This window comes from Photobacterium salinisoli (genome assembly GCF_003614885.1).
GTDB lineage: Bacteria > Pseudomonadota > Gammaproteobacteria > Enterobacterales > Vibrionaceae > Photobacterium > Photobacterium salinisoli.
In genome coordinates this window covers 143,627-158,519 of the sequence record NZ_QZMS01000013.1, presented here as the reverse complement: position 1 = coordinate 158,519, position 14,893 = coordinate 143,627, and the positions used below count along the sequence as shown (strand labels likewise).

Sequence of the window (14,893 nt, the reverse complement as noted above, 5' to 3'; positions counted from 1 at the left end):
TTCGCAACATGCGGGATTATGGTCTAAAGTTGCGATAATTTTTGGCTTTCATGGCCTGAATTAAGGGGATTTATTGCTCGAACTACCATGACATGAATCAAGTTGTCGGTAGACATCCTCAATTATTTCTGTAAAATTTCTGTATATAGTTAAATTGGTATGACCAATTAACCGGTCGTAGGGTCGCACTGTAAGATAAAAAAATACAAGAAGCAGATACTAATAAATGACTTATAAGCGTATCCGCCAAGCCAAGCTCTCAGACGTCATAGAGCAAGAACTTGAGCGATTAATCCTGGAGGGGATATGGTCCCCCGGAGACCAACTGCCGCCTGAACGAGAGTTAGCGCGGCAGTTTGACGTTTCGCGCCCATCGGTTCGCGAAGCGATTCAACGCTTAGAAGCCAAACATCTGCTGACCCGTCGTCAGGGAGGAGGCACCTTCGTGTCGGATCAGTTATGGCAAAGCTTTTCTGATCCCCTGCTGGATTTGCTGGCAGCCCATCCTGAAACACAACTCGACTTACTTGAATCCCGCCATGCCCTTGAAGGCCTGGCGGCTTACTATGCCGCTCTGCGCGGCAATGAAGATGACTTCGACCGTATCCGCGCCTGCCACAGCCGGATACAGGAAGCCCAGCAACAGGGTGATCTCAAATCTGAAGCTGCCGCTGTGATGCAGTATCTGATTGCGGTGACCGAATCCGCGCATAATCTGGTACTGCTGCATATCATCCGCAGTCTCGCCCCCTTGCTGGAACAAAACGTATTACAAAACTTTGAACTCCTGAACCGTCGCCCTGAGGTGGTGGAGAAGGTGAGCAAACACCGAGCCGATATTGTGCATGCGATCGTTTCCGGGCAGCCGGAAATGGCGCGTGAAGCATCGCATGCACATTTGGCTTATATCGAGGAAACATTGTTGGATTTAACGCTTGAAGATAGCAGACGTGAACGCTCTCTTCGCAGGATTCAGCAACGCAAGGACGGGCTGGATTAATACTTCCCTCATATAAGCCGAGGTCGGTATCAAACAGTCGCGACATTGTTAGGGGCGATAAAACCCTGGTTTTGTAGAATATCAACGAAAGGATAGATCGCATGTCTGAAGTCATGAAGCATGACGTGGACGCACTGGAGACTCAAGAGTGGCTAGCAGCCCTGGAGTCCGTCGTTCGTGAAGAAGGTGTAGAACGTGCACAGTACCTGCTGGAGCAAGTACTGGAAAAAGCGCGTCTGGGTGGAGTAGACATGCCAACGGGCATTACCACTAACTACATCAATACCATTCCAGCCGCACAAGAGCCTGCGTATCCTGGTGATACCACTCTGGAACGTCGTATCCGTGCCATTATCCGCTGGAACGCCGTAATGATCGTACTGCGTGCCTCTAAGAAAGATCTGGAGCTGGGTGGCCACATGGCTTCTTTCCAATCTTCTGCGGCTTTCTACGAAGTGTGCTTTAACCACTTCTTCCGCGCAGCTAACGAAACAGACGGCGGCGACTTGGTGTACTACCAGGGCCACATCTCTCCGGGTATCTACGCTCGTGCCTTCGTTGAAGGTCGTCTGACTGAAGAGCAGCTGGATAACTTCCGTCAGGAAGTGGACGGTAAAGGTCTGTCTTCTTACCCGCACCCTAAACTGATGCCTGAATTCTGGCAGTTCCCGACCGTATCTATGGGTCTGGGTCCAATCGCCTCTATTTATCAGGCGCGTTTCCTGAAGTACCTGCACGGCCGTGGTATGAAAGATACCTCTGCGCAGCGCGTCTACGCCTTCCTGGGTGATGGCGAGATGGATGAGCCAGAATCACGTGGTGCGATTTCTTTCGCTGCGCGTGAGAAACTGGACAACCTGTGCTTCCTGGTTAACTGTAACCTGCAACGTCTGGACGGCCCTGTTATGGGTAACGGCAGCATCATCCAGGAACTGGAAGGTCTGTTCAAAGGTGCTGGCTGGAACGTGGTTAAAGTTATCTGGGGTAACAACTGGGATTCTCTGCTGGCTAAAGATACCACAGGTAAACTGCTGCAGCTGATGAACGAAACCATCGACGGTGACTACCAGACGTTCAAATCCAAAGACGGCGCTTACGTGCGTGAGCACTTCTTCGGTAAATACCCAGAGACAGCCGCTCTGGTAGCAGACATGACTGACGACGAAATCTTCGCGCTCAAGCGTGGCGGTCACGAGTCTTCCAAACTGTATGCAGCCTTCAAGAACGCGCAAGACACCAAAGGCAAGCCAACGGTTATCCTGGCCAAAACCGTTAAAGGTTACGGCATGGGTGAAGCGGCCGAAGGTAAGAACATTGCGCACCAGGTGAAGAAAATGGACATGACGCATGTTCTGCACCTGCGTGATCGCCTGGGTCTGCAAGATCTGGTGTCTGAAGATGACGTGAAGAACCTGCCTTACCTGAAACTGGAAGAAGGTTCAAAAGAGCACGAATACCTGCACGCACGCCGTAAAGCGCTGCACGGTTACACGCCTAAGCGTCTGCCGAACTTCACGCAAGAGTTCATCACACCTGAACTGGAAGAGTTCAAGCCGCTGCTGGAAGAGCAGAAGCGTGATATCTCAACCACTATGGGCTTTGTGCGTGCACTGAACGTGCTGTTGAAGAACAAGAACATCGGCAAGAACATCGTTCCTATTATTGCTGACGAAGCCCGTACTTTTGGTATGGAAGGCCTGTTCCGTCAAATCGGTATCTACAACCCAAGCGGTCAGACTTATACCCCTGAAGACCGTGGCGTTGTGTCTTACTACAAAGAAGACACCGCCGGTCAGGTACTGCAGGAAGGTATCAATGAGCTGGGTGCTATGTCTTCGTGGGTAGCTGCGGCGACCTCGTACAGCACCAATGATCTGCCAATGATTCCGTTCTACATCTACTACTCTATGTTCGGCTTCCAGCGTGTTGGTGACATGGCGTGGATGGCGGGTGACCAGCAAGCACGTGGCTTCCTGCTGGGTGCGACAGCCGGTCGTACCACCCTGAACGGTGAAGGTCTGCAGCACGAAGATGGTCACAGCCACATTTTGGCCAACACCATCCCGAACTGTATCTCTTACGATCCGACGTTCGCGTACGAAGTGGCCGTTATCATGCAAGACGGTATCCGTCGCATGTATGGCGATCAGGAAAACGTGTTCTACTACCTGACGCTAATGAACGAAAACTACGCGATGCCAGCTATGCCGGAAGGCGCTGAAGAAGGTATCCGTAAGGGTATCTACAAGCTGGAATCCTACGTGGGTGATAAAGCGAAAGTTCAGCTGATGAGCTCAGGTACCATCATGAACGAAGTGCGTAAAGCGGCTCAGATCCTGAGCGACGATTACGGCATTGCGTCTGACGTATTCTCTGTAACCTCATTCAACGAACTGGCTCGCGACGGTCAGGACGCAGAACGTTACAACATGCTGCATCCGGAAGCTGAGCAGAAAGTATCTTACATCGCGGAAGTGATGGGTACTGAACCGGCCATTGCAGCCACTGACTACATGAAGAACTATGCGGATCAGGTTCGTGCCTTCATCCCGGCTGAATCTTATAAAGTGCTGGGTACTGATGGCTTTGGCCGTTCTGACAGCCGTGAGAACCTGCGTCGTCACTTCGAAGTGAACGCTGGCTACGTGGTTGTTGCAGCTCTGAACGAGCTGGCCAAGCGTGGTGATGTTGAGAAATCTGCCGTTGCGGAAGCAATCAAGAAATTCAACATCGATGCCGACAAGATCAACCCGCTATTCGCGTAAGAGGCAATAAATAATGGCAATCGAAATTAATGTACCTGACATCGGTGCTGATGAGGTTGAGGTTACTGAAATCCTGGTCAGCGTTGGCGACAAGGTGGAAGAAGAGCAATCTCTGATCACGGTTGAAGGCGACAAGGCTTCCATGGAAGTACCGGCTTCTCAGGCGGGTATCGTAAAAGAAATCAAAGTAGCGGAAGGCGACAAAGTGTCTACCGGCTCTTTGATCATGATCTTTGAAGCAGAGGGTGCAGCAGCCGCTGCACCTGCTCCGGCCGCAGAAGCCGCGCCTGCAGCAGCCCCTGCCGCTCCAGCAGCCGCTGAACTGAAAGAAGTTCACGTGCCGGATATCGGTGGCGACGAAGTTGAAGTGACTGAAATCATGGTGGCGGTTGGCGACAGCGTCGACGAAGAGCAGTCTCTGATCACTGTAGAAGGCGATAAGGCTTCTATGGAAGTACCCGCGCCATTCGCCGGTACGGTAAAAGAAATCAAGATCGCATCCGGTGACAAAGTGTCGACGGGCTCGCTGATCATGGTATTTGAAACAGCAGGTTCTGCACCTGCTGCAGCGCCTCAGGCGGCGGCTCCTGCTCCGGCAGCAGCACCGGCAGCGGCGGCTGACAAAGAAGTGAACGTACCGGATATCGGTGGCGACGAAGTTGAAGTGACTGAAATCATGGTTGCCGTTGGCGACATGGTGGAAGAAGAGCAATCTCTGATCACGGTTGAAGGCGATAAGGCTTCGATGGAAGTACCGGCGCCATTCGCGGGTAAAGTGAAAGAAATCAAGATTGCGACCGGCGACAAAGTCTCTACCGGCTCTCTGATCATGGTCTTCGAAGTAGCCGGTGCCGCTCCTGCGGCAGCACCACAGGCAGCAGCACCAGCTCCGACGGCAGCACCTGCCGCAGCGCCGGCCGCGAAAGCGGAAGCTCCTGCAGCGGGCGGCGATTTCGTTGAGAACAACGAGTACGCACACGCCTCTCCGGTTGTTCGTCGTCTGGCACGTGAATTTGGCGTTAACTTGGCGAAAGTCAAAGGTACCGGCCGTAAGAACCGCGTTCTGAAAGAAGACGTTCAGAGTTATGTGAAAGACGCGCTGAAACGCCTGGAATCTGGTGCCGCGGCATCTGCATCCGGTAAAGGTGACGGTGCGGCACTGGGTCTGCTGCCTTGGCCGAAAGTGGACTTCAGCAAGTTCGGCGAAACAGAAGTGAAACCGCTGTCTCGCATCAAGAAGATCTCTGGCGCCAACCTGCACCGTAACTGGGTGATGATCCCGCATGTTACTCAGTGGGATGACGCAGACATCACAGCGCTGGAAGCGTTCCGTAAAGAGCAGAACGCGATCGAAGCGAAGAAAGACTCAGGCATGAAGATCACCCCGCTGGTGTTCATCATGAAAGCCGTTGCCAAGTCGTTGGAAGCCTTCCCGGCGTTCAACTCTTCTCTGTCTGATGACGGTGAAAGCCTGATCCTGAAGAAATACGTCAACATCGGTATTGCCGTTGACACGCCAAACGGTCTGGTTGTGCCTGTGTTCAAAGACGTGAACAAGAAAGGCATTTACGAGCTGTCTGAAGAGCTGATGGTGGTTTCTAAGAAAGCCCGTGCCGGTAAACTGACGGCTGCAGACATGCAGGGCGGCTGCTTCACTATCTCAAGCCTGGGTGGCCTGGGTGGTACGGCGTTCACCCCGATCGTGAATGCACCTGAAGTGGGCATCCTGGGTGTGTCTAAGTCTGAGATGAAACCAGTATGGAACGGCAAGGACTTTGAACCTCGCCTGATGCTGCCGCTGTCACTGTCTTACGATCACCGCGTGATCGACGGTGCTGAAGGTGCACGCTTCATTACTTACCTGAACGGCATGCTGTCCGACATTCGTCGTCTGGTGCTGTAAAAGGTGTGACCCGAGATTCCTTGCCCGTATGAACGGGCAAGGAATTGTTGCATGGCTCACAGGGAATGCCATTTTCCTTTTCAGGGTGATAACAGGTCTGTAAACTGTTGCGCGGTCTGAAAATAAAAAAATAACGCATTCTGCCTTACAGCCAGTTAGGGATAGATGACTTACAACGAGGTCAATAATGAGTAAAGAAATTAAAGCCCAGGTCGTAGTTCTAGGCTCAGGTCCTGCCGGTTACTCTGCCGCTTTCCGTTGCGCGGACTTAGGTCTGGAAACGGTTCTGATTGAAAAGTACAGCACTTTGGGTGGCGTGTGTCTGAACGTGGGTTGTATCCCATCTAAAGCATTGCTGCACGTGGCGAAAGTCATCGAAGAAGCGAAAGCCATGGCCGAGCACGGCGTGGTATTTGGTGAGCCACAAACCGATATCAACAAGATCCGTATCTGGAAAGATAAAGTCATCAACCAGCTGACCGGTGGTCTGGGTGGTATGGCGAAAATGCGTAAAGTGACTGTCGTGAACGGTTACGGTAAATTTACCGATCCGAACACTATCGTTGTAGAAGGCGAAGAAGCCACTACAGTGAAATTTGACAACGCTATCATCGCTGCCGGTTCACGTCCGATTGAACTGCCTTTCATTCCGCATGAAGATCCACGCATCTGGGATTCCACTGACGCGCTGGAACTGAAAGAAGTACCAGAAAAACTGCTGGTAATGGGCGGCGGTATCATTGGTCTGGAAATGGGTACTGTGTATGACGCACTGGGCTCTCAGATCGATGTGGTTGAAATGTTTGACCAGGTGATCCCTGCGGCAGACAAAGACATCATCAAAGTCTTCACCAAGCGTATCAGCAAGAAGTTCAACCTGATGCTGGAAACCAAAGTAACTGCGGTTGAAGCGAAGGAAGACGGCATCTATGTGTCAATGGAAGGCAAGAAAGCACCGGCTGAGCCTGTTCGTTATGACGCGGTTCTGGTGGCGATCGGCCGTACGCCAAACGGTAAGCTGATTGACGCTGAGAAAGCCGGCGTTGCTGTTGATGAGCGTGGCTTTATCAACACCGACAAGCAAATGCGTACCAACGTTCCTCACATCTTCGCCATCGGCGATGTAGTGGGTCAGCCAATGCTGGCGCACAAAGGTGTGCATGAAGGTCACGTAGCGGCAGAAGTGATTGCCGGTAAGAAGCATTACTTCGACCCGAAAGTCATTCCTTCAATTGCTTATACTGAGCCAGAAGTTGCCTGGGTTGGTAAGACAGAGAAAGAAGCAAAAGCAGAAGGTATCAACTATGAAGTTGCGACTTTCCCTTGGGCCGCTTCTGGCCGTGCGATTGCCTCTGACTGTGCTGACGGCATGACTAAGATGATCTTCGACAAAGACACTAACCGTGTGATCGGTGGTGCTATCGTAGGTACTAACGGTGGTGAGCTGCTGGGCGAAATCGGTCTGGCTATCGAGATGGGCTGTGATGCTGAAGACATCGCACTGACCATCCACGCGCACCCGACTCTGCACGAGTCTGTGGGTCTGGCTGCGGAAGTGTTCGAAGGTTCGATCACTGACCTGCCAAACGCCAAAGCGAAGAAGAAAAAGTAAGTTTTTACCTTTTCTTATTGCATGAAAAAAGCGCCCTTGAGGCGCTTTTTTACGTTTTGAACCAGAGTAAAGGCTTTTAGCGCCTGCCTTGCAAAGGGGAAGCAAGCGTTTGAGTTGCAAGGACTGGTGCGTGCTTTGTTCCTCCCCCTCGTGGCGGGGGAGGTTAGGAGGGGGTGTTCAGGGCACGATACCTGAAGGCGTTGCACATCTGATTACTGCTTGAAACTGCTGACCATACGCTCCAGACGGAGCGATAAAGCGTGCAGATTCTGACTGGACGCGACCATCTCATTGGCTGTGTCTGAGGTGCGCTGGGTGTTCTCGTTGATATCTTCGATGTTGATGTTGATGTCAGACACAACCGTGGACTGCTCCTCGGTTGCTGTGGCGACCTGGGTGTTCAGATCGGAAATCTGCAGGATCTGCTCGTTGATCAGCAGCAGTGCTTTGGTGGCATCATCAGCGGCTTGCGTGCCGGCTTCGGTTAACTGCTGGCTGTTCTGCATGGCCTGTACGGCGTTTTGCGCTTCCTGCTGCAGGCGGTTAATCATGGTCTGGATTTCATCGGTTGAGGCCGCGGTACGGCTGGCAAGATTACGTACCTCGTCGGCGACCACGGCAAATCCCCGTCCCTGTTCGCCAGCCCGTGCCGCTTCAATGGCTGCATTGAGAGCCAGCAGGTTGGTCTGCTCGGAGACTCCGCGAATCACTTCCAAAATACCGCCAATGGCGACGGTATTGTCTGCCAGGGTCGCGACGACTTTCGCCATGTTGTGCATATCGCCGGCCAGCTGTTCAATGCTGTCCTGAGCGCTCAGAACCACCTGCTGGCCATTGCTGGTGGCTGAGGTGGCCTGTGAGGCGGATTCCGCCGCATAAGCCGCATTACCGGCAATTTCATTGACAGTGGCGCCCATCTGATTAATGGCGGTGACCACTTGCAGGGTGCGATCGCGTTGATTCTGGCTGTGATCCAGTGTGGCCTGCGCCTGGGCAGAGACTTGCTCGGCGGCCACTCTGAGTTCTGTGCCCGTGGCGGCGACATCGACGACCAGTGCATGGATCTTGCTGGCAAAGGCGTTGAAACCATTCGCCAGTTCGGCTATTTCGTCTTTACCCGATACCGGAATGCGTCGGCTCAGATCGCCATCACCTTCACCCAGTTCGCGGAAGGTATCAGCGGCCTGACGGATCGGCCGGGTGATGGTCTGGCTCAGGTACACCGCCAGGCCAATGAATGCCAGTGTGGTCAGGACGGCCAGCAGCATTACGTGGTTACGGGTTTCATTTAACTGGGCAAAGACTTCCTGTTCCGGCACCTGAGCAATCACGAACCAGTCCATCGCCGGAATATAGCTGGAAGCCAGCAGCAGTTTCTGGTCCTGATACTGGACGGTAAACAGATTGAAAGGGCTCTTATCGAGTAATACCCGGCTGTCAGAACCAAAGCGATCGGTAAAAGGCGTTTTCTCCGGGTTGCGGTTGTTCGGATCAAGCTGTACCACGCCGCGTGCATCCGTCAGAACTACAAAGCCGGTTTGCTCCAGTTTGAACTGCGAGAGCAGATTCGCCATATCATTGAATGAGCGGGAAAAGCCGGACATCCCTGTGCCGTTCAGCTGCTGATAATTGACGAACAGCTTCAGCTCGCCGTTTGCTTCCCTGAACACCTGGGTCATTCTTGACTTGTTGCTGTCACGGAAGTTGTAGAACCAGCTATCCTGAGTGCGGTTCAGGCGTCGCAGGAAACCGTTCTGGTTCCAGTAATCCCCGGTTTCCCGGTTGGCAATCGACGCATCGTTCAGGCCATACTGGCGCTTGAGGCTGTTCAGCTGGTTTATAAGCTGCTGTTCATCGGCGGCGCTGACAGGCTGCGTCAGCAGATTGAGCATGGCCGTATTGTTCGCCAGCTGTTCAGTGGCGTTTTGCAGCAGTCTGACTTCTGATTCCACTTGTCCGCTGAAATGAGCCAGCCGGGTAGGCAGTTCATTGCTGAGCAGGCGTGACTGAATAATGTCCTGCGACGTGCTGAGGCTGAGGTAACTGACTAATGCACTTGAGGCTATGACGGCTATGCTCATTGCCAGTGTAAGTTTTTGCCTGATGGAAAGCTGCTTGAGGTTCATGCATCAATTCTCTGTTGCTACCGGGATTTCTGCGGTATAAGTGTGCGAATTAATTGTATTTTTTAGCCGGTGTGACCCCACATCGGCCCAGTGATCAATATGGTGTTTCTAAAAGGATGTTTCGTTTTATTGCATTGTTTATTGTGATATCGGCCGTATTTGCTTCAGCTTTAGTGAAGGCGGAGCAAAAAAGTGCTGAACGCCTGAAGGTCGGACTTGTTCTCGGCGGCGGCGGTGCCAAAGGGGCGGCCCATGTCGGGGTGCTGAAGGCGCTGGAAGAGCTGCAGATCCCGGTGGATTACATTGTGGGGACCAGCATGGGCGCTTATGTCGGGGGGCTGTATGCCTCAGGTATGAGCGCCGATGAGGTTGAAGCCATTCTCAACACCGTTGACTGGGAGTCGGGGTATGAGGACAGAGTGCAGCGCAGTGAGCGGCGGGTACGTGAAAAGCAGCAAGAGGACAGGTTCCAGGTAGTGACGGATCTGGGGTTTACATTCTGGGAAATCAAAGTGCCGAAAGGGTTTGTACAGGGGCAAACCATGGGCGAGATACTGCGTACCACATCCGGCAATTTGCCCTGGATGGCCAGCTTTGATGCCTTGCCTGTACCATACCGTGCGGTTGCCACTGATATTGAAAACCTTAAACCTGTTGTGTTGTCCGGCGGCGATCTGGCCGAGGCGATGCAGGCGAGTATGTCTGTTCCCGGTTTGCTGCCGCCTGTGATGCTGGAAGGCAAAATGCTGGTTGATGGCGGCATCACGAATAACCTGCCCATTTCTGTCGTGAAGGAGATGGGCGCCGATTTGGTGATCGCGGTTGATATCAGTAACGATTTCAAAACCGCCGATGAGCTGACCGACTACCTGGTGGTCATGGATCAGCTGACCGATTTTATGGTGCGGGATAATTCTGCTCGTCAGGAATCGCAGCTGTCCGATACCGACCTATTGCTGCGTCCGGATGTTCGCGGCATCAGCACCACAGACTTTCACCGAATGCCGGAAGCCTATGACAGCGGCTATCACAGTGTGCAGGCCGTGCGTTTCCAGCTGTCAGAACTCGGCAACGCCAGTACTTATCAGGCATATATTGATGACAAACAGGCAGCCCGGCGCGAGCTGGAATTTTTGGAAGAAGGCCGGATTGACGAAATTGAATTGCTCAATAACAGCCCTTATGCCGATGAAGTCCTGTTAGATCGTCTGCAACTGAAACCCGGCATGAGGGTCAACACCGAGCAGCTGGAGCAAAGTGTGCGTGATCTGTATGCGCTGGACAGGTTTGAACGGGTGGATTACAGATTTGAGCGTTTAGGCAACCGCCATATATTGATCTTTGAAGTAAAGGCCAAAAGCTGGGGGCCTAATTTTATCGATATGCGTTTCGCCTTAGAAGATGACTTTGCCAATAATACCGATTTTTCCATTGGGCTGGGATTAACCGCGACCGGCCTGTCAGAAACCGGGGCCGAGTGGCGTAACGAGCTCGAATATGGTTCAGATAAGCGTGTCGCCAGTGAACTGTATGTGCCTTTTAGCAGCGATCAGGAATGGTTCGCGGTGATGGGGATCGAGTACGATGTGACCAATACCTATCTCGCGGTTTCGGGGGAAGAACCGAACCTGAAGAACATTGATGACTTTATTGCAGCACGTTTTATTGATGTCAATATCGACAGCTCGCTGGGCTGGCAGCCTGCCTTGTGGCAGGAATTCAGACTGGGTTACCTGTTTGGTGACGGAAAAACACAATTTCCCGGTATTCTGAATCTGGGCGATCAGGATCGTAACAGCCGGCGTCTTTATCTGAGGTACAACCTTGATACCCTGGATGATTTCACTCTGCCGAACAACGGCCACTTTTTTCTTGCCGAGGTCGCCTCTTCGGATGACAGTGAGCGTTTTCAGGGTGAGCAAAGGTCAGATACTTCTTTGCATTTTGATTTGGGCTGGAAAGGGGCGTATACCCTTGGCCGCCATACTGTGATGGGCAAGGCGGAATACGGCAACGTGCAATCCGACGAAGACTTACGGCTTGATCCCAAAGAACTGGGTGGTTTCCTGAACTTATCCGGCATACCGAAAAACAGCCTGTCGGGTAACAATAAAGTCTTTTCTGCCCTGGTGTACCGTTACCATTTGCTGGATAACGATTTTGGTCTGTTTAACTCAGCTGTGTATCTGGGCGGCTCTGTCGAATGGGGCGGCGTGTTCAATAATTCCAATCTGTCTGTCTCCGATATACCGGGATATTATGCAGGTAGCATATTTACGGGTATTACCACGCCATTCGGGCCATTCATTCTGGCTTATGGCAGAACGGAAGAAGATTTAAGCTCATTCTATCTGTTTTTTGGAGGAGCCTTGTAATACCGGGATTTTTCCTGTTTTGTGAATGTTGTAAAAGTCCGCCTGATTTTAATGTTTAGTTAAAAATGGTATGCTCCGTAACCGGTTTTGGTCTCTCCTGCACGCCAAAAAGGTCTGAATCAAGTCAAGCATAATGCGTGCGAGATAACCGGAGAGGGCAATCACTTCCAAGGATGTTTAGCCGGTTGGCTAAACCGAAAAATGAGGAATATGTCGTGCTTGAAGCCTACCGTAAACACGTCGAAGAGCGTGCTGCTGAAGGGATTGTCCCTAAGCCTCTGGATGCCGAGCAAACTGCTGCTCTGGTTGAACTTCTGAAAAATCCACCTGCAGGCGAAGAAGCCTTCCTGGTCGACCTGCTGGAAAACCGCATCCCGCCAGGTGTTGATGAAGCCGCATACGTGAAAGCAGGCTTTCTGGCCGCGATTACCACAGGTGAAGCGACTTCTCCTATTGTCAGCAAAGAAAAAGCGGCTGAACTGCTGGGTACCATGCAGGGTGGTTATAACATCGAGCCCCTGATCAGCCTGTTAGACAATGCCGAACTGGCACCGATTGCGGTTAAAGCCCTGTCTCATACACTGCTGATGTTCGACGCTTTCTATGATGTCGAAGAAAAAGCAAAAGCCGGCAACGACTTCGCCAAGCAAGTGCTGCAATCCTGGGCCGATGCCGAGTGGTTCCTGTCTAAGCCTGAGCTGGCTGAAAAAATTACCCTGACCGTCTTTAAAGTGACCGGTGAAACCAATACCGATGACCTGTCGCCGGCACCTGATGCCTGGTCCCGTCCGGACATTCCTCTGCACGCGCTGGCGATGCTGAAAAATGAACGTGACGGTATTGAGCCGGATCAAGCTGGTTCCATCGGCCCGGTAAAACAAATTGAAGCTCTGAAAGAAAAAGGGCATCAGCTGGTTTATGTGGGTGACGTGGTCGGTACGGGTTCATCCCGTAAATCGGCGACTAACTCTGTACTCTGGTTCATGGGCGACGACATCCCGAATGTCCCGAATAAGCGTGCCGGCGGTTATGTGCTGGGTGGTAAGATTGCGCCTATCTTCTTTAATACTATGGAAGATGCCGGTGCATTGCCGATTGAAGTGGATGTGACAGCGCTGAACATGGGCGATGTGATCGACGTTTACCCATTCAAAGGCGAAGTGCGTCGTCACGGCAGTGATGAACTGGTCTCCACCTTCTCGCTGAAAACCGATGTGCTGATTGATGAAGTGCGTGCCGGTGGCCGTATTCCGCTGATCATCGGCCGTGGTCTGACTGACCGTGCCCGTGAATGTCTGGGTCTGGAAGCGTCGACGGTATTCCGTCGTCCGCAGCCAGTGGCCGATTCTGGTAAAGGGTTTACCCTGGCTCAGAAAATGGTCGGCAAAGCCTGTGGCGTTGAAGGTATCCGTCCGGGCACTTACTGTGAGCCTAAGATGACCACAGTGGGCTCTCAGGACACCACAGGTCCTATGACCCGTGATGAGCTGAAAGACCTGGCCTGCCTTGGCTTCTCTGCTGAGCTGACCATGCAGTCATTCTGTCACACCTCGGCGTATCCTAAGCCAGTGGATGTCAACACCCACCATACCCTGCCTGATTTCATCATGAACCGTGGCGGTGTCTCGCTGCGCCCTGGTGACGGTGTGATCCACTCCTGGCTGAACCGTATGCTGCTGCCTGATACTGTCGGTACCGGTGGTGACTCGCACACTCGCTTCCCTCTGGGGATCTCGTTCCCGGCAGGCTCTGGTCTGGTGGCGTTCGCAGCGGCAACCGGCGTGATGCCGCTGGATATGCCAGAGTCTATCCTGGTGCGCTTCAAGGGTGAAATGCAAGAAGGTATCACGCTGCGTGATCTGGTGCATGCCATCCCTTACTACGGTATCAAGCAAGGTCTGCTGACCGTAGAGAAAGCCGGCAAGATCAACGAATTCTCCGGCCGCGTACTGGAAATTGAAGGTGTTGAGCACCTGACGGTTGAGCAGGCATTCGAGCTGTCTGATGCCTCGGCAGAGCGCAGTGCGGCGGGTTGTACAGTGAAACTGTCGCAGGAATCTGTGGCTGAGTACCTGGAATCCAACATTGTGATGCTGAAGTGGATGATCGCGGAAGGTTATGGCGATCGTCGTACCATTGAGCGCCGCATTACTGCAATGCAGGAATGGCTGGATAACCCGTCACTGATGGAAGCAGACAAAGACGCCGAATATGCTCACGTGATCGAAATCGATCTGGCTGAGATCAAAGAGCCTATTCTGTGTGCACCTAACGATCCGGACGATGCTCGCCTGCTGTCTGAGGTTCAGGGTACGGAAATCGACGAGGTCTTCATCGGTTCTTGTATGACCAACATCGGTCACTTCCGCGCAGCCGGTAAGTTGCTGGATAAATTTGGTGGTCAGCTGAACACGCGTTTGTGGGTTGCTCCACCGACTAAGATGGACCGTGATCAACTGACAGAGGAAGGTTACTACGGTATCTTCGGCCGTGCCGGTGTCCGTATTGAAACCCCGGGATGTTCACTGTGCATGGGTAACCAGGCACGTGTGGCTGACAAAGCGACTGTAATGTCTACTTCTACCCGTAACTTCCCTAACCGTCTGGGTACCGGTGCCAATGTGTACCTGTCTTCAGCTGAGCTGGCAGCGGTTGGTGCTATTCTGGGCCGCATCCCGACTGTGGAAGAGTACATGGAGTATGCTAAGCAGATTAATGCAACGGCAGCAGATACTTACCGCTATCTGAACTTCCACCGCATGGGTCAGTACACCAAGCGTGCTGATGAAGTGATTATCCAGGCTGCGGTGTAATTATACCCGACCAGGATAACTGCGAGTGAACAAGACAGGGAGCCAGTGGCTCCCTGTCTTTTTTTGTCTTTATGTCTTTTCTACTGCGCTACGTTTCGCCGTTTGTCTGCTAAGCCCGCCAGCGACGGTTACACGGCAAGTGTGCGACTCCTTACTCACGCCTTAAAGACAGCTGATAGCGGCTTCAGGTTGCATTTTTACCGGGTTCCTGACAAGGTGCGCGGCGGAATTATTCCGGCTTCCTTCACTGAATGCAGTATGCGGACAATAGTTAAGTAAGACGGCGCCTGACGGCAGAC

General features: G+C 52.6%; 7 protein-coding genes. 6 read left to right on the top strand and 1 reads right to left on the bottom strand.

The features are described 5' to 3' along the window. The first annotated feature begins 226 nt into the window (after window positions 1-226). The 4 genes from pdhR to lpdA all read left to right on the top strand — a co-directional run bounded on the left by pdhR (window position 227) and on the right by lpdA (window position 7,280). On the top strand, window positions 227-1,000 hold the full coding sequence (gene pdhR / locus D6M16_RS18540; protein WP_027253657.1) for a pyruvate dehydrogenase complex transcriptional repressor PdhR: 774 nt from the start codon (window positions 227-229) through the stop codon (window positions 998-1,000). A gap of 101 nt (window positions 1,001-1,101) precedes the next feature. Next, window positions 1,102-3,765: a pyruvate dehydrogenase (acetyl-transferring), homodimeric type gene (aceE, locus tag D6M16_RS18535; protein ID WP_120513359.1), complete on the top strand. Its 2,664-nt coding sequence runs from the start codon at window positions 1,102-1,104 to the stop codon at window positions 3,763-3,765. A 13-nt stretch (window positions 3,766-3,778) separates the two neighbouring features. Further along, complete coding sequence (aceF, locus tag D6M16_RS18530; RefSeq protein WP_120513358.1) at window positions 3,779-5,668, top strand: pyruvate dehydrogenase complex dihydrolipoyllysine-residue acetyltransferase; 1,890 nt, start codon at window positions 3,779-3,781, stop codon at window positions 5,666-5,668. Window positions 5,669-5,855: 187 nt separating this feature from the next. Beyond that, window positions 5,856-7,280 carry a dihydrolipoyl dehydrogenase gene (gene lpdA / locus D6M16_RS18525; RefSeq protein ID WP_046220544.1) on the top strand — a complete coding sequence of 475 codons (1,425 nt, stop codon included), beginning with the start codon at window positions 5,856-5,858 and terminating at the stop codon, window positions 7,278-7,280. Window positions 7,281-7,492: 212 nt separating this feature from the next. Here lpdA and D6M16_RS18520 read toward each other — a convergent pair whose 3' ends face one another. After that, window positions 7,493-9,406, bottom strand: a complete 1,914-nt coding sequence (locus D6M16_RS18520) for a methyl-accepting chemotaxis protein (RefSeq protein WP_120513357.1) — start codon at window positions 9,404-9,406, stop codon at window positions 7,493-7,495. Window positions 9,407-9,522: 116 nt separating this feature from the next. Between D6M16_RS18520 and D6M16_RS18515 the strand changes: the two genes are divergently transcribed. Together D6M16_RS18515 and acnB are read left to right on the top strand one after the other, a co-directional pair. After that, complete coding sequence (locus tag D6M16_RS18515) at window positions 9,523-11,781, top strand: patatin-like phospholipase family protein (RefSeq protein ID WP_120513356.1); 2,259 nt, start codon at window positions 9,523-9,525, stop codon at window positions 11,779-11,781. A gap of 215 nt (window positions 11,782-11,996) precedes the next feature. Beyond that, entirely contained in the window at window positions 11,997-14,594 is a 2,598-nt protein-coding gene (gene acnB / locus D6M16_RS18510; protein ID WP_120513505.1) for a bifunctional aconitate hydratase 2/2-methylisocitrate dehydratase, read from the top strand. Window positions 14,595-14,893 lie beyond the last annotated feature (299 nt).